Annotated in this window: 19 protein-coding genes; 7 read left to right on the plus strand and 12 right to left on the minus strand. The window is 50.3% G+C overall.

The features are described from left to right. The first annotated feature begins 9 nt into the window (after positions 1–9). Positions 10–1,500: a CoA-acylating methylmalonate-semialdehyde dehydrogenase gene (locus MED297_RS07850; RefSeq protein ID WP_040556745.1), complete on the plus strand. Its 1,491-nt coding sequence runs from the start codon at positions 10–12 to the stop codon at positions 1,498–1,500. 29 nt (positions 1,501–1,529) lie between these two features. Here MED297_RS07850 and MED297_RS07855 read toward each other — a convergent pair whose 3' ends face one another. The 4 genes from MED297_RS07855 to MED297_RS07870 form a co-directional block, all read right to left on the minus strand. Next, the gene (locus tag MED297_RS07855; RefSeq protein WP_008043867.1) at positions 1,530–4,181 is read right to left on the minus strand and encodes an AAA family ATPase; all 2,652 of its coding nucleotides are present in this window, start codon (positions 4,179–4,181) and stop codon (positions 1,530–1,532) included. Then, complete coding sequence (locus MED297_RS07860; RefSeq protein ID WP_008043869.1) at positions 4,178–5,299, minus strand: metallophosphoesterase family protein; 1,122 nt, start codon at positions 5,297–5,299, stop codon at positions 4,178–4,180. Before MED297_RS07860 ends, MED297_RS07855 begins: the two co-directional genes overlap by 4 nt. Positions 5,300–5,501: 202 nt before the next feature. Continuing rightward, positions 5,502–6,020, minus strand: a complete 519-nt coding sequence (locus MED297_RS07865) for a GNAT family N-acetyltransferase (RefSeq protein ID WP_008043870.1) — start codon at positions 6,018–6,020, stop codon at positions 5,502–5,504. Between the two features lie 140 nt (positions 6,021–6,160). Continuing rightward, on the minus strand, positions 6,161–7,012 hold the full coding sequence (locus MED297_RS07870; RefSeq protein WP_008043872.1) for a LysR family transcriptional regulator: 852 nt from the start codon (positions 7,010–7,012) through the stop codon (positions 6,161–6,163). A gap of 139 nt (positions 7,013–7,151) precedes the next feature. Between MED297_RS07870 and MED297_RS07875 the strand changes: the two genes are divergently transcribed. Both MED297_RS07875 and MED297_RS07880 read left to right on the plus strand, forming a co-directional pair. After that, positions 7,152–7,856, plus strand: a complete 705-nt coding sequence (locus MED297_RS07875; protein ID WP_008043874.1) for an FMN-dependent NADH-azoreductase — start codon at positions 7,152–7,154, stop codon at positions 7,854–7,856. Between the two features lie 22 nt (positions 7,857–7,878). Beyond that, complete coding sequence (locus tag MED297_RS07880; protein WP_040556877.1) at positions 7,879–8,334, plus strand: nucleoside deaminase; 456 nt, start codon at positions 7,879–7,881, stop codon at positions 8,332–8,334. 412 nt (positions 8,335–8,746) lie between these two features. On the opposite strand, the gene MED297_RS07890 is transcribed toward MED297_RS07880, so the two are convergent. The 6 genes from MED297_RS07890 to MED297_RS07915 all read right to left on the minus strand — a co-directional run bounded on the left by MED297_RS07890 (position 8,747) and on the right by MED297_RS07915 (position 12,508). Further along, positions 8,747–9,271 (minus strand): YcxB family protein, encoded by a 525-nt coding sequence (locus MED297_RS07890; RefSeq protein ID WP_008043877.1) that lies wholly within the window; start codon positions 9,269–9,271, stop codon positions 8,747–8,749. A 69-nt stretch (positions 9,272–9,340) separates the two neighbouring features. Further along, positions 9,341–9,742, minus strand: a complete 402-nt coding sequence (locus MED297_RS07895) for a lysozyme inhibitor LprI family protein (RefSeq protein ID WP_050762887.1) — start codon at positions 9,740–9,742, stop codon at positions 9,341–9,343. A 114-nt stretch (positions 9,743–9,856) separates the two neighbouring features. Beyond that, positions 9,857–10,405 carry a hypothetical protein gene (locus tag MED297_RS07900; protein ID WP_154650872.1) on the minus strand — a complete coding sequence of 183 codons (549 nt, stop codon included), beginning with the start codon at positions 10,403–10,405 and terminating at the stop codon, positions 9,857–9,859. A 14-nt stretch (positions 10,406–10,419) separates the two neighbouring features. Next, entirely contained in the window at positions 10,420–10,899 is a 480-nt protein-coding gene (locus tag MED297_RS21165) for an NUDIX domain-containing protein (protein WP_008043880.1), read from the minus strand. Positions 10,900–10,988: 89 nt separating this feature from the next. After that, positions 10,989–11,303, minus strand: coding sequence for a hypothetical protein (locus MED297_RS07910; protein WP_040556747.1), 315 nt, complete (start codon positions 11,301–11,303; stop codon positions 10,989–10,991). A gap of 434 nt (positions 11,304–11,737) precedes the next feature. Further along, the gene (locus MED297_RS07915) at positions 11,738–12,508 is read right to left on the minus strand and encodes a dienelactone hydrolase family protein (RefSeq protein WP_008043884.1); all 771 of its coding nucleotides are present in this window, start codon (positions 12,506–12,508) and stop codon (positions 11,738–11,740) included. A gap of 324 nt (positions 12,509–12,832) precedes the next feature. Between MED297_RS07915 and MED297_RS07920 the strand changes: the two genes are divergently transcribed. Next, complete coding sequence (locus tag MED297_RS07920; protein WP_083779377.1) at positions 12,833–15,514, plus strand: response regulator; 2,682 nt, start codon at positions 12,833–12,835, stop codon at positions 15,512–15,514. Between the two features lie 10 nt (positions 15,515–15,524). Here the strand turns inward: MED297_RS07920 and MED297_RS07925 are convergent, their stop codons facing one another. Beyond that, a complete protein-coding gene (locus MED297_RS07925; protein ID WP_008043888.1) occupies positions 15,525–16,283 on the minus strand; it encodes an NYN domain-containing protein in 759 nt (252 codons plus the stop codon). A 172-nt stretch (positions 16,284–16,455) separates the two neighbouring features. Between MED297_RS07925 and MED297_RS07930 the strand changes: the two genes are divergently transcribed. Further along, complete coding sequence (locus MED297_RS07930) at positions 16,456–17,052, plus strand: SAM-dependent methyltransferase (protein ID WP_040556880.1); 597 nt, start codon at positions 16,456–16,458, stop codon at positions 17,050–17,052. A gap of 12 nt (positions 17,053–17,064) precedes the next feature. Here MED297_RS07930 and rarD read toward each other — a convergent pair whose 3' ends face one another. Then, the gene (gene rarD / locus MED297_RS07935) at positions 17,065–17,973 is read right to left on the minus strand and encodes an EamA family transporter RarD (RefSeq protein ID WP_008043890.1); all 909 of its coding nucleotides are present in this window, start codon (positions 17,971–17,973) and stop codon (positions 17,065–17,067) included. Positions 17,974–18,291: 318 nt separating this feature from the next. Between rarD and MED297_RS07940 the strand changes: the two genes are divergently transcribed. Both MED297_RS07940 and MED297_RS07945 read left to right on the plus strand, forming a co-directional pair. Further along, positions 18,292–19,080: a hypothetical protein gene (locus MED297_RS07940; RefSeq protein ID WP_040556749.1), complete on the plus strand. Its 789-nt coding sequence runs from the start codon at positions 18,292–18,294 to the stop codon at positions 19,078–19,080. 21 nt (positions 19,081–19,101) lie between these two features. After that, positions 19,102–20,775: a SulP family inorganic anion transporter gene (locus MED297_RS07945; RefSeq protein ID WP_008043893.1), complete on the plus strand. Its 1,674-nt coding sequence runs from the start codon at positions 19,102–19,104 to the stop codon at positions 20,773–20,775. Positions 20,776–20,843: the final 68 nt, after the last annotated feature.

The raw sequence follows: 20,843 nt of genomic DNA on the forward strand, positions 1-20,843 counted from the left end.
GAAACCACCATGTATGAAATAGGTCACCTGATTAACGGTGAAACCAGCCTTCAGGGCAAAGCAAAACAGGACATCTATAATCCATCAACGGGTCAAGCCGACGGACAAGTCTGGCTAGCGGGAGAAACCGAGGTTGCCGACGCCATTGCGGCCGCCGAACGCGCTTTCCCGGCCTGGCGCAATACCGAACCGGTGAAACGGGCGCGCATCATCCAGCAGTTCAAAGTGCTGTTGGAAGCCAATGCCGATCGCATTGTTGAACTGATTGGGCAGGAACACGGCAAGATCAGTCATGATGCGCTTGGCGAGTTAAAACGCGGCATCGAAAACGTTGAATACGCCGGCTATGTTCCCGAACTATTAAAAGGCGAGTACAGCAAAAATGCCGGTCCCGGCATTGATACCTGGTCCGAAATGCAGCCCTTGGGTGTCGTGGCCGGCATTACGCCCTTTAACTTCCCGGCCATGGTGCCACTGTGGATGTACCCGATGGCCATCGCCTGCGGCAACACCTTTGTGCTGAAACCATCAGAACAGGACCCGGCCTCCGCCCTGTTCATTGCGCAACTGGCGTTGGAAGCAGGTTTGCCCGAAGGCGTGTTGAACGTGGTCAATGGCGACAAAGATGCGGTTGGTCAGCTGCTGACGGATGACCGAGTGAAAGCCGTCAGCTTTGTTGGCTCAACGCCCATTGCTAAATCGATTTACAGCACGGCCAATGCTCACGGCAAACGCTGCCAGGCACTCGGTGGTGCAAAAAACCACGCCATTGTCTTACCCGACGCCGACATGGACAACGCCAGCTCCGCGCTGATCGGTGCCGCCTTTGGCTCTTCGGGTGAACGCTGCATGGCTATTTCGGTTGCAGTGGCGGTCGGTGATGAATGTGCGGATCGGCTTGTCGCTGAACTGCAAACCAAGATGAAGGATCTGAAAGTCGGTGCTTACAGCAATCCGGACAATGACTTCGGTCCGCTGATTTCCAAAGCGCATCACGAAAAAGTGTCCGCCTATGTTGATGGCGCTGAAACGCAAGGTGCGGTCGTGGTGGTCGATGGCCGGCAGGCGTCCGACCCACAATATCCCGATGGCTATTACTTTGGCGGCACCCTGCTCGATCGCGTCACAACGGGCATGACCTGTTATCAGGAAGAAATTTTCGGGCCGGTGTTGTGCATTGTGCGTTGTCCGACGTTGGACGATGCCATGGCTCTGATTGACGATCACATCTACGGCAACGGCACCTGCCTGTTTACCCGGGATGGTGAAGCGGCGCGCTATTTCAGTGACCGGATTCAGGTGGGCATGGTCGGGATTAACGTGCCATTGCCCGTGCCGATTGCCTCGCACAGCTTTGGCGGCTGGAAACAATCCCTCTTTGGGGATCTCAGCGCCTACGGGCCGGACGCGGTGCGGTTTTATACGCAACGCAAAACCATCACCCAGCGATGGCCGTCATCGTCGGTACGCGAAGGCGCCAGTTTTTCGTTTCCTTCCTGATATACCAAAAACAAACCGCCTTCGGGCGGTTATTCAAGACGCAGCGCCGACGGCTGGGCTTTCAGTGCTTGCAGATCGACTGCCGCTACACCCAAGTCACGCCAGTTTTCCGGATGACAGGAAAATAACAACACCTGATGCCGGGTGGCGGCATCGAACAGGATGCGTTTCATCTGGTCTAACCGTTCCCGATCGCTGTGGACCAGGGCATCGTCAAGGATGATCAACGTGGGTCGTCCAGCTTCTTTTAACAGATCCGCATACGCCAACCGGCAGATCAGCCCCATTTGCTCCTGCGCGCCATAACTCAGTGTTGTCATGTCGGCACGATCCTGATCTTTACGCTGTAACTGTTCCGGCCTCAGTTGATCATCAACGGTCAGTTCTGCACCGGGGAACAACAACCGCAAGTAGTGATTCAGGTGCTTCTGCAACGGTGCCTGAAGTTTTTGCGTCAACCGATGCCGGGCACTGCGCAGTTGTTCCAGCAGCAGCCACAATGCCTCAGCGCGACGTTCCAGTTCCACACGCCGCTGCTGTGCCTGAGTTGCCGCCCGTTGTGCGTCGTCCAACTTTTCACCCAGTCCGGTAGCCCCCACCTGCTCCAGCAATGTTTGCAATCGATCGATTTGCCGGGTTCGTTCACGGGCATCCGCTTCCTGACTGTCCGCGCTTTGCGTCAGCCGTTGGATGTCCTGTTCGAGTAAGTCCGGGTTGGCGTTGTCGATTTTTTCCTGCAAGGCGGCAATCGCGTTTTGAAAACTCTGGTCGCGCGCTTGCAAATCGATCAGCTCCTGTTGCGTCTGTTCTTTCAGTGCCTGCTGTTCCGGCGATGACAACTGCTCAGATAATCGCTGCCATTCTTGTTCGGCTGCCGACGCATGGTGCTGTGCCTGTGCCAGCTCAAGTTGATAAGCGTTCCAGTCCGCTTCCACCTGTTTAAGCGCATCACCGGCCTCTTCTAACAGACGTTCCGCCCGATCGACATCCACTTCAGCCTCGGCGATGTCCGGAAGCGTTGACAGTTGTTCGTTGAGTTGAGCTTGCTGGTCGTGCAGTTGCTGCCGTTCCCGACGCAACTCCTCCAGACCTTTCGGAGCAAAAAAGCGCAACTCTGTTCGCTTGGCTTCGAGCGCCTGCGTCACAGACCGATGCTGTTCAGCGTTTTGCTCCGCCTCATCAAGAGACGCGACCGATAGACGCTGCAAGGCATCGTCACGCTTCGCGGTGACGTTCTCGGTTTGCCGTTGCAGTTCCGCGAGATCACTGCCACCGGGTTCGAACGAAATGGACCCGACACCTTCAATATCGACGGTCGTTCGTGCCACCAATGCACGCTCGCCCTGCCCGCTTACGGCATCGCCGTTGACGCGAACGTTGGCATTCTCCTGCAGGTTAAACGACAGACGGCTGGCCAAAGCTTCTTGCTGTAAAATCAGCTGTTCTCGTTTCCGTTCGCTTTGCTGCAGTGCGGTTAAGGCGTCCGCATCGACCACCAGCATGGCCTGCTGTTGACTCAACTCTGCAATCTGTGCATCCAGCGCTTCGGCTTTGGTCAGTTTGTCAGTGAGGTCCTGGCACTGGGCCTGAACCTGTTGATGGGATTGGCGCAGTTGCAATGTCCGATTCGACTGCCGTGCCTGTTGCGCGCGCTGTCGTGCATCCTGCTCGGCCTGTTTGGCCGTTTCCAGCGATTTCTTTAACACCGGTTCCCGTGCTGCACAGCTTTCTCGCTGCTGTAAGGCCTGCTGATGCGCCTGCGCTCGTTGCTGAAGCCGTTCTGACTGATCTTCAAACCCCTGCAGTTTTTCCCGGGTCAATTCAATCTGCCGGGTTACCTCATGGCGTGTCTGCTTCTGACTCTGCTGTTGCTGCTGCCACTGTCGGGCTTCCTGCAATTGACCGCGTGCCTGGTCCGCTTGTTTGCGTAAGGCATTCCAGGGTTGGTTGTGATCCTGCTCCTGCTGTTGGCTCTGCAGGCGACCCAGTTCGTCCACCTGGTCATTGTATTGGCGGACGTCGTCCTGCAATGCGGACAGTTTGGCCTGCGCATCGTCGTCGGCCTGAATGATTCCCTTCAGAAACTTGTTGGGCTGACCGGTTGCGGTCAACAATTCTTTGCTTTGCGCTTCGATCCGATCGATCAGCGCATCGCCCTGGGTGCTGGCCACATCGCCAAGCTGATTGCTCAGTACCGACTGCAAATGCGTCGACGCGTGATCGACCGGCTCCTGGATGTTCTGTACCTGGCCCTGCTCAACCCAAAGCAAACCGGGAATGCCCCAGTTTTCGGCCTTGCTGGCGCCACGACCGGAAAATCCATAGCCCAGCAGTTCCGCCAGCCGCTCTTCGGCTTCCTCGCCATTCAGTGTCTCGCTCGGGGTTTTCAGATCACAGCGCTGTCGTTTTAAGAAGCGCTTGTCCAGCTGCCAGGATTGGTTCTGCCATTCGAAGGCTATGGAAACCGATGGCGCGGCAGACGAGTCACCCCAGGGTTGCAGATCTTTCACGCTGTTGGATTTATAGCGTTCAAAAAAGGCGGCGCGAATGGCGCTGACTAAGGTACTTTTGCCGGACTCGTTTGGTCCCACAAAAAGATTCAAACCCTCCGCCAGATTTTCCAGCGTCAGTGGCTCACGAAACTGGCGAACGCTATCGATCGATACTCGGGTTAACTTCATGCGTGACCGTCCTGTTCCATCGTTTGCAACTCACTGGCGAGAATCATCAAGGCATCCCCGGCGACCGGGCTTTCGTCGTGCTGCTGCATCTGTTTGAGGGCCTCAATGACCTCGCCAACATAGCCGTCAGCTTGAATGGTCGCTAAATCGTCGTCGGTGGGCATCAACGTCAGCTCATGCTGATGCACTTGCTGGCTGCGGTGCCGCCCGGCATTGGCGGACAACAGCGCCTGAAGCCGCCGATGATTGCTCAGATCGAGCTGCCCGCGAAGGTGAATCGTCAATACCGAACGATCCGGCAGTTCATTAAGTTCCGCTTGCAGTGCGTCCACGTCGCTGGCCACGTTCAACGTGGATTCGATGGCGAACCAGCGGTGCTGGGCTACCGGGTAACTGACGACCTGGGGCGGACTGTCGGCATCGGCTAACGTCACCTTCAGCACATTGCCCGCGTCATTATTGCGGAAACGCTCAGGCTCAGGCGTTCCACTGTACCAGGTGCGCTCATCAATCTGTTTGGTGCCATGCCAATCACCCAGCGCCAGATAACTTAAACGTGCCGTTCGGGCACGATCCGGGTGAATCGGGTTGGGCGAATCGATGGAGTCCGGCAACACGCCGGTAATACTGCCGTGTGCCAGTCCAACACGACACAATCCTTCAGACGAAGTCCATTGATCGAACGGAATGGTGAGATCGTTATGTGTCTGGCGCTGAGTTAAGGGCGCCGCCAACACGGCCAGACCCAAATCGGCATACTCAACCACACCGGGGGTCAGCAACAGATGGACATTCTCTGGTACCGCACCCAAGCGGACCGCCCGGCTCCATACGCTTTCTGCCAGGGCGGCGTCATGGTTGCCCGGCAGCATCAACCACAACCCGGTGTAGCCTTTCATGGCATCAAAGGTGCGATGAATGGTGCGGTCGCTAACGGTTTGCGCATCGAACACGTCTCCGGCAACCACAACGGCATCTACCTGCTCGTCTTGGGCCAAAGCGGCAATGCGTTCGACGGTAGTAAAACGGGCATCCGCGAGCACGGCAGCGTCTTCGGCGTCAAAACGGCTGTATTGACGACCGATTTGCCAGTCGGCGGTGTGCAGAATCGTTGGCATAACAGAAAGCCCCGGAATCGGAATGAAATTGAGATCAGGCTGCGAATCTATCGGGGCAACCCGGGGATGTCAATTTGGCCCCTTGTCACTGCCGCAGCACCTTGCAATGATGCCCTTTTGCTGACAATTACATCGCCCGTTTTAGTTTACGAAAATACAGACGATTAACTCCGTCCTCACCTAGTTCTCGATTTTCTCGGCGTCACCCTGCTTTTGTTGGTTGTATGTTCTTTAGTGAAAGTGACATTTCATGCCAACTTAGCCCGCCGTGATCAGAATCGGATTCACCAAGGTGCACGAAACCATATCTGGCATACATATCAACAAGTTCGGCTTGGCATATAAGATAGATGCTCGTTTTTCCGCGTTCACGCATAGCATCAATGAAACTTTTCATTAGACGGCTTACCATACCTTGGCCTTGATACTTGGGGTGAACAACTACAGACATGATAACAATGCTTTCCCCGCTGGGATCGTGACCGACTAACTCCTTGAACTCTTCATCGGATAGTTCAACCTTGTGAGTGGCTCCTGAATTAATAAATCCAATGATTTCCTTATTATTTTCGATAACCAAAAAACCCTCAGGATATGTTCTAATCCGCTTTAGAATCTTTTCTTTTGTTGCGGCCTCACTGCCAGCATAAGACACAGACTCAATCTCAAAACATCGATCTAAATCCAGCTCAGTTGCTGAACGAACTTTCACCTCGCTCATACTTAATCACCACTCTTAATATAAAACACTTTCTGCTCCGGAAAATCAGGAGCATAACGTGCAATGCATCCATTTACCTAGCTTTTTGTGCAAGCAAGCTGACTTAAGCATACTTAGTTAGCCAGTAAATTCCGCGCGAATTATCGGTTCAAAATATTTTCGATCCAGTTTAAAAACATGACTGCACTTCTGGTTTCGAAGCTGTCCTTATTTGGCACATAATAGCAAAGGTCTGATTTTACCGTTTTAGTTTCGAACTGCTGAAGAAGGTTTGCTTTCAAAAGCCTTTCAGCAAGGGTTGTAGAACAGAACACAAGGCCATTTTCGGCCATTGCCTGTTGAATACCAAAAAGCTCTTGATCAAATTTTTTTAGCTTAATGTTAGCCCAATCCAACTCATTCTTTTTCAACCAATCGGCTAACGGAGGATCCGGTAACGATTTATTTTTCCACTCTGTTGTAAAAATGGTGATGGTTTCATTAGACCATGATGGAGGCGTCACTCCATGAGCACCAAATATATTAAAAGACTCAGTTCTGATAACATCAGATTCCTTAGCGAAAGAGACATCTCCGAACCGAATTGGAATTATGTAGGATTGGCTATCGACGGACTCTCCGGTCGATATTTCTATAGAAATATCCGGGTTGGCTTGTTCAAACTCATGCTGGGAAGGGATCAATACCATAGCGGCTAATGATGATGTCGTCGTCACCCTGACCGCATTCCCGGCCTTCATCACTTCTTCCAGTGCATTGTCAATTTTGCGGAATCCGTCTGAGGTGGCTTTAGCTAGTCTTGAACCGGTTCCGGTGAGTGATACTCGCCTTCCCTGCCTATGAAATAAACTTACGTTTAGTCGACTTTCCAGGTTGCCGATATGGTGTGAAACTGCAGTTGGCGTCAACGAAAGCTCTTCTGCCGCCAACTTAAAGCTTCCCAGACGGGCAGCCGACTCAAAGGCTTTTAGAGCCTGTAACGATACCTGCACACATAATCTCCAAGTTCACGACCGGTTCATCGACATTATAGATGAGTTTAGCGCATCTATAGGTGCGATTTCATCGTTTGTGCCCGACATCTCTGGCTCACAAAATGGCTCCTGCGATTAATCAACCGAGGTAATGAACATGAGCATCATATTACACATTGACTCAAGCGTTAGAGCCGCAAAAAACCCAAATCCAGATCACGATTCCATATCGAAAAACATCGCTCGCCGTTTTATTGATAGTTGGAAACGAAACCGGCCTGAGGATGAGTATATTTATCGTGACGTTGGTGTGAATCCACCCGACTTCATTACACAAGACTGGATTGGCGCGGTATTTACCCCTGAGGAAAAGCGAACCCCTGCGCAGAGGGAGAGACTGGCTTTATCCGATAAGCTGATAGCTGAAGTAGCAAAAGCAGACGTTATCTTGATTTCCTCACCAATGTATAACTATGGCATGCCGGCTCAACTGAAAGCGTGGTTCGATCAAATTGTACGCATCGACAAAACGTTTGATTTCGATCTCTCACGAGGAGACTACCCTTTGCAGCCGTTGCTCTCAGGCAAGACATTGATCGTTGTGACTTCAAGTGGAGAGTTTGGTTTCGAAAAAGGGGGAATAAGAGAACAATCTGGCCACTTAGCACCGCATCTACGGACGTTGAGCAAGTATTTAGGGGCAGACACAATGTACGAGATTGCCGCGGAATACCAAGAATTTGGTGACGAGAGACACCACGCGTCAGTGACAAATGCAAAAAAACAAGCCGAAAGCATTGCCCTCGAACTGAGTGATTCAAAGCCGGCGCCATCATTCAATAGAGAGATTGGCCATGTGTAATTCTATTTCTGATGAGTTTCTCATGGAGTATGCAGACAAAGTTATTAACTTAGCGATCAGCAATGTCAAAGAAGATGGCTTGCCGTTTGCCGCTATTGTCGTTGATCAGAATGGGGAAATCATTGGTAAAGGGGTAAATCAAGTCGCCAAGCACCTAGACTGCACCGCGCACGCTGAAATCCAGGCGATAAGAGAGGCTTCAGGAAATGAAAAAACGGTCTCTTTAAAAGGAATGATATTAATTGTTTCAGGAGAGCCTTGCGCTCTCTGTTACATGGCAATCCGAATGGCAGAGATAATGAAGGTTGTTATCGTATCAAATAGATATGAGGCGGAAAAACATGGATTTGATTATCTATGGACTTATGAGTATTTCAATGAAACGCTCTTCAATGAGCTCGATGTTGTAACACTGGATAATGACAGGAAATTACTCCCATTCCAGTTAGCCAAGCACAGTTTGAGTGATCAAGATTAGATGTTATATCCTGAATCTTCAGTGTCGTAGAAACCATTTTACGGTGAGCGTGTTAAAGCGAGTTTATCGTATAAAACAGCGCTTTGCGGCGAGCGAATGCGAGTTCATAACTCACCGCAAAGCAGTGATTTTAGCGCTGTATTGCTGCAGCGTATTGTCACGTTTTTCCGATGATGAAACAAAGCTGGAGGGATAAAAAATTTTGTTGCCATGACAAAGTCATCAATGGGCATCCAAAGTACTTTAATTTCTGTACCCCCTTCATTCCTAAAAAACTCTTTACGCACATAGAATGTTTGATCCTCAAACACCGCATCCAGCACAAAAACAATTTGATGACCCGGGTTTCCGTTAAACTCAAAGATACGAACGCTCTGCAAACGGGCAATAAATGCGCTGTTGAGTTTTCAGACTAAACCCGATTTTGGTTGGCGACTGACAACTGTTGTGCTTCATTCCAGAACCTTTGAATTAGCGTTGAAAAGTCCTGAAACTCAAGATCAGACGAGAACTCCCTTTTCGGAATGATGTGGATACGATATCCACTTACTTCAACAAAAGTATAATTTTTTGACGGATAAATGTTTTTAATGGCTTTCCAGCTTGATTCCGTTGCAGTTCCTTCAGTGTCTTCAATAAAGCTTTTATCAGATACCGTAAACTTAGTGTTTCCAATTACTCCCTTACCAGGCGTAGCGGTAAGTGCTTGGACTATAGATCCAACTAAAGTTAGGCAAATCAAACCTAATGTGCTGATGACAAAGGCTAGGATAACCCAGTATACAACCCCTAGGCTTATCAACCCTTTATAACCACCGATTAATGAGCTAATAAAAAGAACAACTAAAAGTCTTCGATTGTAAGTAGCCCGAAACATGAGGAGAATCTGCATAGAGATAAGATCGAACTTTGTAATCGTGACTTCTTTAGATTTCATGCAGCATTTTCCTTATGCACAATATTTTTCGACCGATGTGCTTCACTTCTGCATCAACGATCAGACTCATTATTTGCTGACTAAAGCTAGATAGGACTTCAACTCCAGGGTTCTACTCTTAGTTATCGTTAGGATTGCATTGGCACGCATTGGTATATACATCGTGCCATCTAAAGAACCATATATGGCGTTTATATTTTGAATCTCAGCTTCCTTATATTCTATCCACTTACGTTGTGCGATTAGCAAGGAATCTCGGGCACCTTCCCCCAGCTGCAGACGAAGCTCCCGGTATATTCTATTTAACTCATCATCCCATTCGGCCAGGGCTACATTTGTACAGTTAGTCATACCTGTTGTTGTTTGATTGATGTTTATGCAAGACTTCAACCTAGCATCGATATCTGAAGAGGAGGCGTGGCTTCCTACTAAAAGAACAAAAGATAAAGCTGCTATTGAACTAAACTTCATATACATATCCTTATACAAGTAACAATCTTTCACACAGGCCAAAAGTGAACGTCAGTGATATTTTGAGCCCCAATCCCGCTAGGGGCTTGCTAACTACCTTCGTTATGGAGGAGTTTAATTACAAGCATCAGCATTTTCTGTAAATATGTAATCAAAAGAACAACCAATACTGCCACATGACCAGCTATGACTAAAGGTTTTGCTTTCTCCGAAATCAACATAGACTGTTCCGGAGCTAGCACCATTATTTGAACACTCCAACACCTCATATTTTGAGATATCAGGTTTTGGATCTGGGTAGTGACTATCTATTGGTAAGAATATCTTAAAACCGCTTCCGTCTTTGAAAGCACTATATCTCCAACGTGTAGGTAGCTCTTCACCGGTACCCTGTTGAGACACCCTGTTTTCTATATCTGCGAAGTATTTTCCCTCGGACTTAGAAATGTAATTTTCGACATACACCTGGGTTTCTTCGGCACTGTATTTTTCAAAATACGCTATGAAATCTTCAAGAGTGTCAGCATTCGCAGTTGAAGCCAGCGTATAGAAAGCAACAAGCAGTATTAGTATTATATTTTTCATAGTTCCATAACGTTTGGTGTCGGCGAGAGCGAAAACGAGTCGATGAGCCGCCCGAAACAGAGGGTCTGTTCCAGACATTGATTATCAATGACTTACGCTACCGCTGATAATAATGATGGCTCATAAATGTCATACCAATGGTGATGAACCACCCGGATCTCCATTGGAGAAATGTACTTTCGAGATACACATTCGTGAACTGGCGAGTACTCTTCTTCTTTTTTTACCACTGACGAACAAAATGCCATATATGAAACAGCTGGATATTTTGACGTAAAAATCTTTAGCATCGGTTCGACACGAATATAACCTAGCAAAACCACGCTGCCTACATGCACACAGGCTTCTTCTAGAACCTCTCTCTTAAAGGCAGCTTCATATCCCTCACCGGGATCTAAATGACCGCCAGGCAGCTCGAAACCCCGATGGTTTTCAACGACTAATAAATCGTCACCTTTAAAGCAATAGCCGTGCGCCGTAGTGATTTTGGAATCTTTCGGAATATCTTCAGGTAATACCCATTGCAACTGATAGTCGGCATTACCCCATGTGACTATATGTATCTTACTCATTGCTTCTAACGCTCCTAAGTTGCGGCGAACGGTAGTGAATCCGATGCCCGCCGCGGAGCAGTTTTAGCGGGCAGAACATCCTTGGCTTGTTATGCGATGCTTTCCACTAAAGGTTCATTGCTGATAGTCACAACTAATTCTTTCTTTTCTGTGTGAATACATATAATGCCTTTTGCTATCCAATTTATACCAATTACACTATCAAGGCAGTTATAGTCGTTCTCATCATCAATGGTTTCTTCAGAATATTTCATGACTCCAGACAACAGAACACGCGTCACAGGCTTCATTTCAGTAGGGTTGTTCACGCATTCAAGAACAATTTCTCGATTTCCAATATCGTAATTACATTTGGAAAGAAATGGAGAGCAATTCTTCAACCAATTGCTAGTTAAGTCTTTCATTATCGTCTTTGCATATAGAGTTTATCCCCACGCTATTGCATAGTTTCATGCACACCTATGTTATTGCATGAAATATTTCTATGCCGCTTCTAAGTTCGTCATATTGGGAGCTTTGGCGATGCGTGTCAATTTGAGCATTCTTATTTTTGTGCGCTGGCGCAAGTATTTGTGATATCCAAGCGTTAAAACACCCTAGGCACCTAATGCTGCTTGCTACTTCGCAGATTTTCGTTCTCAGCGTCACCTGCATACTTTTTAAGCTTTAGCCTTAATATCCGGACACTCTCCAGATACATATGCCCAATCAGCCCTTCATATGAGCTGTTTGTTGATAACACTTTTAATTGCATCCGCAGTGACCGACATAAAAAAAGGGGCTTTGCGCCCCTTGTCGAACTTTCGCTTACGTTTTCGGACCATTAACGCGCAGTAAATCAATCCAGCTTGTCAGCCAGGAAACCCATTAATGCTTGCCAGGATGCCTGGTCGGCAGTCAAGTCGTAATCGCCACTGCCAAAAACGGTAAACGAATGGCGCGCGCCGCCATGGATTTGCGCGCTGTGTTCAACACCCGCCGCCTGCAAGGCATCCAGCAGTGCCGCTAAGTCGCTCATACCTGACACAGGGTCGGCCGAGCCGTGCTGGACCATCACCGGGGCCGCGACATCGTCATAGTTTTGCCCATCAGGTAAAGCCAGGCCACCATGGAAAGACACATACCCCTCAGTCTCCGCTCCGGTGCGCGCCAGTTCCAACACGGCGGCCCCACCAAAACAGTAGCCAATGACCACAACATCGTCAGTGGCACCGTCAATGCGGCCCGCTTCGCTCAAAGCACCCTGCAGTCGCTTCTGGAACTCTGCACGGTTACCATACATCTCGCCAGAGCGAGCACGGTTTTCTTCCATCGAGGTAGGTAGTCGGCCCTTACCGTATACATCAATGGCAAAAGCCGTGTAGCCCGCGGCCGCCAGCATGTCGGCTCGCTGCTTTTCATAATCGGTGAGCCCATCCCAGTCATGCACAATTAAGACGGTGCCCCTGGACGTCGGCAGGTTTGAGTTGTGCGCAACGTACCCTTCAAAAGCCATTCCGTCGACGGTGTATTCATGCATCTGACCAGAAACCGCCGCTTGACTGAGCGCTGCTGCGCCAAACGTTCCAGCCGTTACCAGCAATATTTTAAACAATCGCAGTAAAGTCATTGTGTTGGTCCTTTCATGATGTGAACAAGGTTTACGATGTCAGCATAGATTTGGTTGCGTCACCTTGAACCACGATTTCATCAAAAAAACTGAAGATGATGATCATTTTCATTGTCCAAACATCAACCCTGGCTAACTGTCCGTCGCTTCGGCAACTTTCATGCTATACCTTATAGACAGACAGTCGGTTTTAAGGACAGATATGCCACGTCGGATCGCTACACCATTCATCAGGAAACCTCGGCCGGGCTGCCTAAGGCGATTCGCTGGATATCGGGGTCACCATCCCCAGCACCACAGTACAATTGGCCTCAGGACAGCAGTATGGTCAGAGTTTCAATGCTCAGGCTGAAGCAACACACTCTCGCAACTCTGCTCTACCCCGCGCTCCTGATACTCAGCGAGCAATATTCATCCCTGTTTGAATCTCAACCCATCATCTGGCCGGCGACCGCTGGCTTGCTGGTCATCGCCCTGTCTTTCAATGTCCGGATGTTAATCGGGCCGATGATCAGCGGCTTTGTAATTCTGATTGCGGACATTGCTGTGTCCGGTACTAATTTGGGCTTTGGTATGAGCCCTCTCCAGGCCATCCTGTTCAGTGCGGGAGCGCTAATCCGAACCCTGTTCGTTTTATGGCTGATCAACCGCTGGATCCGCCCTTTAGCCGATACTTTGCGAACCCCCCTTCGACTTCTGGTGTTTATGGTTCTGATCGGGCCGGTAAACGGCAGTCTCGATACGTTCGTTATGCTGTTCTTTATTGACAGCAGCACCTACGCCAATGATGTGCTGCTGACTCTGTATGTTCGTTGGTGGTTAGCCATGACGGCGGGAGGTTTGATTTTTACACCACCGTTGCTGCTGATCCTGAGTCCAGAACTGATGTCGGCCTATGCTCGCCGCTGGTATCTCTGGAGCAGCCTGTTTGCCATCGCCCTGCTCTATGCCATTGTGATGTTTATTCATGTCCAGGTTTACGATGAACTCGAACAGTTAAATCAACGCACGTCGGATCGTTTAGCCGAGTCGTTGCGTGATACGTTCGATGAAATTGTTGACCTGAACAACAGCATGCGCAGTCTTTTGACCGTTCTGCCGGACGTTGATGAAGAGAGCTTCTTCAGCATTGCCGCGGAACTGCAGGGTTACGACAGTCCTTTTGTCTCATTTGTCTCCTGGTCGGACTGGGTGCCTGAAGATCGCCGCATCGCTTATGAAAACCAGTTCAATTGTGAGATAAACCCGATACGAGAAGAAGACACGTACTCAGACCCTTCCGACATCAATGTTCTTATTCCGGTTCGCTATCTCTATCCCGCCAGTGTGACTGAACAGGTGCGATGTCGTGATTTAGCGGCAGAGCCGCAACGACGACGGGCGTTGTTCATTGCCATCCAAACCGGCAATCCCTACCTTTCCGACCCGATAGCACTAGCTGCTGACCAGGGTCCCGGGCTTATTTTGTTTACCCCGGCCTATGACGATTACGCCGACCCGGTTGGCGTCATTGCCTCGGTCATTGAAATTGAATCTCTGCTGCAAAGCAGTATCTCGGACAACAATCTGCAATCGAGCTGGCTGGAAATTCAGCAACTGAATGACCAATCCGAGACCACAATCTATGAGCAGTCACCCAATGGACTGGCCGGTTTAGCTGCGTTTGGCCGCAGTCTCAACCTGTCGTTCTACGGGCAATCCTGGCGAATTCACTGGCGACCGATGCTCTCCGAGTTCAGTCGTATCTTTGCCTGGCAGATCACTCTAGTCATCGCCATCGCTTCTGTTGCGGTATTACTTATTCAGTTTATTGCGTTTCGCACCGGCACCCTCACAGAGGTGATCCAGGAAGAGGTTGAGCGCAAAACCAATGACCTGACCAACGCACAACAAGCGGCCGAACAAGCCACGATTGCCAAAAGCCAGTTTTTGGCAAACATGAGTCACGAAATCCGCACACCCTTGAACGCCATCATCGGCTTTGCGGAGTTGGCTCAGGATGAATCGAACCTGATGACCATCCAATCACATCTGAAAGGCATTTCCAGTTCTTCAGAGGCACTGCTCGGCCTGGTCAACGACGTGCTGGATTATTCGAAACTGGAAGCGGGGAAACTGGAACTGCATCGGGCCCCTTTCTCGCTCCAGGAACTAGCAAAACGATTGCGATCAATCTTTGAAACCCAAGCTCGGGCACGAGGATTGAGTTTTCGTATCGACGTTGACTGCCCGGCAAACAAAGACATTGTCAGCGATGAAACGCGACTGCAGCAGATTTTGATCAATCTCTGTTCCAATGCCATCAAATTTACGCGTCACGGGGATATTCATGTTCAGATGCAGGTGCTAGAAGAACAGGAAACTCAGCTGATGCTTGTGGTCAAAGACACCGGCATCGGCATGACAGAATCTGAGCGGGCTCGGATTTTTGATCAGTTCACACAAGCAGACTCCAGCATCACTCGCCACTACGGCGGGACAGGCCTCGGTTTGAGTATCACCATGACCTTAACAGAACTGCTCGATGGGCAAGTGATGGTCGAGTCCGAACAGGGTGTTGGCAGTCAGTTCACCATTCGCCTTCCGGTCTCGTTGCAAGCCAGTGAACAGGCGCCAGCCGGTCACTGGCGGGTCAATGACAACTATCGGATACTGGTGGTGGACGACAACGCCGTCAACCTGAAGGTGACACGAGCTTTGCTGAGAAAAAGCGGCTTCCAGGTCGACATTGCCAGTCGCGGTGAAGACGCAATTGATAGCATACGTGCATCAGTTCCGGATTTAGTTTTGATGGACATTCAGATGCCGGGCATGGATGGTTTGGCCACCACCCGCCTCTTGCGTCAGGACCCGGACTTTCGCCACCTGGTCATCATCGGATTGACGGCCAATGTCAGCAAGGAAGACCGACAGGCTTGTTTGGACGCCGGTATGAACGACTACCTGACCAAACCCATCTCTTTACTAAAACTGTCTGAATGTTTAAGCCGATGGTTACCAGTCTGACCGGAAATCGTCACCGCTTCTGAGGCGTTTTCTTTGGTTTCGCACGAACGACCATGGCCGAGCCCTGGCGGAAATCAATTTCAAACAGATCAATTTCACGAACCAAATCCCCGAGCTTTGAATAGCCGTAGTTAATCGGTGAAAATGAACTGTTGTTCGAGATATAGGTGCCCACAGCGCCGAGGTTAGACCATCCTGTATCGTCGGAGGTTTCGTCCACTGCGGTTCGTAACAAACGAACCAGATCCGATTTTCGCCGGAGTTCTTTTCCGGGTACGCGGGTGTTTGGCTTGGCGCCTTCTGACTTTTCGTCATCGTCATCGACTTCCGACGCTTCTGTCAGCTTTTCGATGTAAACAAACTGAGAACAGCTGTCGACAAACGCCGCCGGCGTTTTTTCTTCGCCGAAGCCGAAGACCATGAGACCGGCTTCGCGCAGCCTCATAACCAGCGGAGTGAAGTCACAATCGCTCGTCATCAGCGCGAAGGCGTCGACATTGCCGCTGTAAAGCAGGTCCATAGCGTCGATGATCATTGCAGAGTCGGTTGCGTTCTTTTGCCGCGTATAGGCGAACTGTTGCATCGGACGAATGGCATTGGGTTGCAACTTCTCGGCCCACCCTTTGATATGAGGGCTGTTCCAGTCGCCAAAGGCATGGCGGACGTTCACCTGACCGTAACGAGCAAGAACCGCCAGGACGCCTTCAACTGCACGATGACTGACGTTATCACAGTCTATCAAGAGCGCTATTCGCATTTTATCGGCCATCAACCAACCTCTTTTTCATGTTCATGTCTAACTCACGAAACTGTGCGTCATTTTGTCAGTTTCACTGGGTGAAAGACAGCCCGCTTTGTGCAAGAACAGGATGCAAACGATGGTGGTCCGCTCTAAGATTACACAGACTTTTCTTAACCCGTTTTTATCATCAGGAGGTCCTGTGACGAACCCATGGAATACACGTTTCGACCGTGACGAGTATGTCTACGGTACCGAGCCTAACGCATTTTTACTGCAGTCTTTTAAGCAGATCCCTAACGGTCGGGTGTTGTGTTTAGGGGAAGGTGAAGGCCGCAATGCGGTGTTTCTTGCTGAACAGGGATACGAGGTGGTGGCAGTCGATGCGTCAAATGTCGGGTTAGATAAAGCTCAGCGACTGGCTGAGACCCGGGGCGTTCAGATTGAGACCCGCGTCGCCGACTTAACCGACTACGATCTGGGTCAGGAGCAATGGCAAGGCATCGTTTCAATCTTCTGCCACCTCCCGCCCGAACTGCGCCAATCGGTTCACGCGCGGATCGCACCGGCACTGGCACCGCAAGGCAGCCTGCTGTTAGAAGGCTATACGCCCGATCAGCTGGCGCACGGCACTGGAGGTCCACCATCAGTCGAAATGCTGTACCACCCGGCTATGCTGCAACAGGACTTTGCAAACCTGACCATCAACTGGCTTGAAGCCAAGGTGCGCGATGTTACCGAAGGCATCGGACACACCGGAACCGGGGCGGTCGTACAACTCATTGCCCGAAAAATCTGAAACATGTTCGGGTTACTTGGCTGAGTCGGCCGCCAGCTCCGCCGACATCGCGCGCTTAACCCGACGCAGTTCCGCTTGCTTCCGGACCAGGCCGGTGATGAAACACGCCATGGCGATCCAGACCATAACAAAGGTAACGTACCGTTGCGACGGCACTGCTTCTTCCAGAATCCAAACGGCCGTCATAAATTGCATTAACGGGTTGAGGTACATGATAAACCCGGCCACAACCAGGTTCAGCGCACGCACCGACGCGGCAAAGAACAATAAGGGAATGGCGGTCACCACACCGGACAAAACCAACAGCACCCAGCTGGGTAAGTCATGTTGCAACTGGCCCTGCTGAGCAACACCAGCAAGAAACAGGAGCGCCAACGGTAGAACCCAGAGCGTTTCCATCGTCAGACCGAACAAACTGTCAATGGGCTGAATTTTTCGCACCAAACCATAAAAACCGAAGCTGAACGCAAGCACCAGAGACACCCAAGGAACGCCCCCCAACGCGATCAGTTCAAACAGAATCGCGGCTAAGGCAATGGCGCCTGCGGCAAACTGCCAATGATTAATCGACTCTTTCAGTAATACCCGCCCGAGAAACAGGCTGACCAGTGGCGTAATGAAATACCCCAGGCTGGTTTCGACCACGCGATGCTGACTGACCGCCCAGATAAACACATACCAGTTCAGCGATATCAGAACCGACGCCAACAGGCTCCACAGTAAGGTGGATCGATTGCGCCACAACTTGCGAAAAGCACCGAACTGCCCAAGCAAGAGAAGTAACGCTGCTGAAAACACGCAGGCAAACACAATCCGAAACGACAGCACCTGCATCGCATCGATGTGCGACAACAGGCTGAAAAACAGTGGAAAACAGCCCCACATGGCGTAAGCGCTGACTGCGTAAATCAAGCCTTTCATAATCGTTCAGCCTCTTGGAGAGAAGTTGGTCCGACCCCGATCGGGTGCGCCCGATGATGCGCATTGGACAGAAACAGCTCGCCATAGTACGCAATACCCGCCCCTCTATGCCACCGTTAACCGAGATTTCTTCTCATCTATTCGTCGATGACAGACGGCGTGTTTAGCAACATACCGAGTATGATTCAAATATGAAACATATGTTGCAACAATAAGACACAATCACGTCAAGTAGAAAAAATAATTCCTTATTTTTCAATGACTTAAAATTGGCACGGCATTTGTAATAAGAGTTTCAACTATTCTGGAGAACAGACAATGCCTCATTCAATGGTTTGGTTATCAACTGACGAAATCATCGGGAAAGTTCCCTGCACCTGTGTCGATGGTCGCACCAGCGGCCTGAGATACAGTGCCGCTGGCGGCAGCCTGGGCTTACTGATGTCGATTTTAAACTACGCTGAAAAAAAACGTGGTCGGTCGCTGACGGACGATGAAATTCACGATGCCATTCATTCACTGGCCATAACAACCAGTCCGATGTATCTGCATACCGACCAGCATACCATCGAGCTGATCTATGCTCGGATGGGACTGGAGTCCGATACCCGACTGCGAGCACTGACCGAACAGCAGCAACGCTCTTTTACTGAGCTGGCCGTTCGTCCTGATCACCAGGGTTGCGGTCACATTAAGCTGATGATGCAACACCCGGAAAAATACAACGTGTCGTTGCGCTTGGCTGAACGGGTTCTGCGTCAACACCTGAAGCTGTTTTTCGCACGCACCGAGAACGTACTGTTTGATGTTCTTGCCGGTCATCACGCTGAAGAGCAGGTTTTCATTATTGAAGAACAGTCCAACATCGATCCGCGCGACGAGACGGTGCTGGTTTTGGAAAACAAAACCGACGGTCAACAGTTCTTTTGTCATCGGCCTTTAAAACGCGAACTGATCCGTCGCTATACCGAATGGCTGACGGAACATCAGGTCTACAACTTTACCGATGAAGACCGCACAGCACTCGCCCTGCTCCACAATCAACAGGCAGAAACAACACTCGGCATTTTGGCCGGCGATCTGTCGATCGAAAAAATTGACCTTTAATCACAAACACGGGAAATCAACATGCAAGCACTCATGAAATGGATTCCAGCGATCGACTGGATCCGCAATTACCGAAAAGAAGATCTGAACGGTGACATTGTTGCGGGGATTACCGTAGCGATGATGCTGATTCCACAAGCCATGTCCTATGCCCTGCTGGCCGGATTGCCGCCTTACATTGGCCTCTACGCCAGTGTCTTGCCATTGATCATATATGCCATCTTCGGCACCTCTCGTCAGTTGGCTGTCGGACCCGTGGCCATGGTGGCCCTCCTTGTATCCAGCGGCGTTGGCGCGCTTGCTGGCGGTGACATGAACCAGTACATCGCGCTGGCGGTTCTGCTATCGCTGATGGTTGGCGCTATACAGTTTGGTATGGGCGCATTCCGTTTGGGGTTCCTGACGAACTTCATGTCGCACCCGGTTATTTCCGGTTTTACTTCAGCAGCGGCATTAATCATTGGCTTCAGTCAGCTGAAACACATTGTTGGCCTCAAGCTGCCACGAACTGAAAATATTGCCGAAACAGTCTGGTTAACGCTGCAACAAACAGCCGACATCAACATGACTGCGCTGATTATCGGTGTTGGCGGTATCGTCTTGCTCCTGTTACTGAAAAAATACGCACCCAAAGCACCCGGCGCGATGATTTCGGTCGTACTCTCAACGCTGGCGGTCTACTTTTTCAATCTTGACGTTTCAGTCGTGGGCGAAGTTCCAGCCGGCTTCCCAGAGTTTGCCGCACCGGCGATCAGTGCGAAGGCCTTAACAGACCTGTTGCCTATCGCGATCACCATCTCGTTTGTTGGTTTCCTCGAGTCCATCGCCGTAGCGAAAAAGATTGCCGCAGAAAAACGCTATGAAATCGACGCCAACAAAGAACTGGTCGGACTGGGCCTTGCAAACGTTGTCGGTTCGTTCTTTAAAGCGATGCCGGTCACAGGTGGATTCAGCCGAACGGCTGTTAATAATAACGCGGGTGCGAACACTGGGTTGGCGGCCATCATCACCGCGGTTCTGATTGGTATTTCTCTGCTGTTCTTAACACCGCTGTTTTATCACATACCGAAAGCCATCCTGGGTTCTATCATCATGGTTGCCGTGTTTGGCCTGATTGATGTTGAGGAAGTGAAGCATCTTTGGAAAGTGAAAAAAGACGATCTGGGTATGCTGGCTTTTACCTTCTTTGCCACCCTGATCCTCGGCGTTAAAACCGGTATTTTCCTGGCCGTTGGTGTCAGCATGGTGTGGTTTGTTATTAAAACGACTCGCCCTCACTTTGCTGTACTGGGTCAACTGCCAGACTCCAAGGCGTATCGCAACATCAAACGCCACACTGCCGCAGAAACCACTCCAGGGGTGCTGGCCATTCGATTTGACGCCCAGTTCTACTATGGCAATGTCAGCTTCCTGAAAGACACGCTGAAACGCGAAGAAGCCAATATGGAAAGTCCATTGAAAGCCGTGGTGTTAGATGCCAGCGCCATCAACCAACTGGATTCCTCCGCAGACACCGCGCTGCATGAGCTGTTGCGAGACTTCCGCGAACGCCACATTGAAATCTACTTTGCCAATGTCAAAGGACCGGTCATGGACGTTATGAAACGCAGTGGGTTTGCCCAGAAGCTGGGTGAGTCACACTTCTATATGACGGTACACGATGCCATGAGCGCGGCGCGTTCGAAGGTCGCTTAACAAAGTTCATCCCTCCCCTTAGCCGGCATTCGCCGGCTTTTTTTATTGACGGTCGCCTTAATCAACAA

This window comes from Reinekea blandensis MED297, from assembly GCF_000153185.1.
GTDB lineage: Bacteria > Pseudomonadota > Gammaproteobacteria > Pseudomonadales > Natronospirillaceae > Reinekea > Reinekea blandensis.

Coding starts and splice junctions, on each gene's coding strand:
- MED297_RS07850 (WP_040556745.1), top strand. CDS start 10: ATGTATGAAATAGGTCACCTGATTAACGGTGAAACCAGCCTTCAGGGC.
- MED297_RS07855 (WP_008043867.1), bottom strand. CDS start 4,181: ATGAAGTTAACCCGAGTATCGATCGATAGCGTTCGCCAGTTTCGTGAG.
- MED297_RS07860 (WP_008043869.1), bottom strand. CDS start 5,299: ATGCCAACGATTCTGCACACCGCCGACTGGCAAATCGGTCGTCAATAC.
- MED297_RS07865 (WP_008043870.1), bottom strand. CDS start 6,020: ATGAGCGAGGTGAAAGTTCGTTCAGCAACTGAGCTGGATTTAGATCGA.
- MED297_RS07875 (WP_008043874.1), top strand. CDS start 7,152: ATGAGCATCATATTACACATTGACTCAAGCGTTAGAGCCGCAAAAAAC.
- MED297_RS07880 (WP_040556877.1), top strand. CDS start 7,879: ATGGAGTATGCAGACAAAGTTATTAACTTAGCGATCAGCAATGTCAAA.
- MED297_RS07890 (WP_008043877.1), bottom strand. CDS start 9,271: ATGAAATCTAAAGAAGTCACGATTACAAAGTTCGATCTTATCTCTATG.
- MED297_RS07895 (WP_050762887.1), bottom strand. CDS start 9,742: ATGAAGTTTAGTTCAATAGCAGCTTTATCTTTTGTTCTTTTAGTAGGA.
- MED297_RS07900 (WP_154650872.1), bottom strand. CDS start 10,405: ATGTCTGGAACAGACCCTCTGTTTCGGGCGGCTCATCGACTCGTTTTC.
- MED297_RS21165 (WP_008043880.1), bottom strand. CDS start 10,899: ATGAGTAAGATACATATAGTCACATGGGGTAATGCCGACTATCAGTTG.
- MED297_RS07910 (WP_040556747.1), bottom strand. CDS start 11,303: ATGAAAGACTTAACTAGCAATTGGTTGAAGAATTGCTCTCCATTTCTT.
- MED297_RS07915 (WP_008043884.1), bottom strand. CDS start 12,508: ATGACTTTACTGCGATTGTTTAAAATATTGCTGGTAACGGCTGGAACG.
- MED297_RS07920 (WP_083779377.1), top strand. CDS start 12,833: ATGGTCAGAGTTTCAATGCTCAGGCTGAAGCAACACACTCTCGCAACT.
- MED297_RS07925 (WP_008043888.1), bottom strand. CDS start 16,283: ATGGCCGATAAAATGCGAATAGCGCTCTTGATAGACTGTGATAACGTC.
- rarD (WP_008043890.1), bottom strand. CDS start 17,973: ATGAAAGGCTTGATTTACGCAGTCAGCGCTTACGCCATGTGGGGCTGT.
- MED297_RS07940 (WP_040556749.1), top strand. CDS start 18,292: ATGCCTCATTCAATGGTTTGGTTATCAACTGACGAAATCATCGGGAAA.
- MED297_RS07945 (WP_008043893.1), top strand. CDS start 19,102: ATGCAAGCACTCATGAAATGGATTCCAGCGATCGACTGGATCCGCAAT.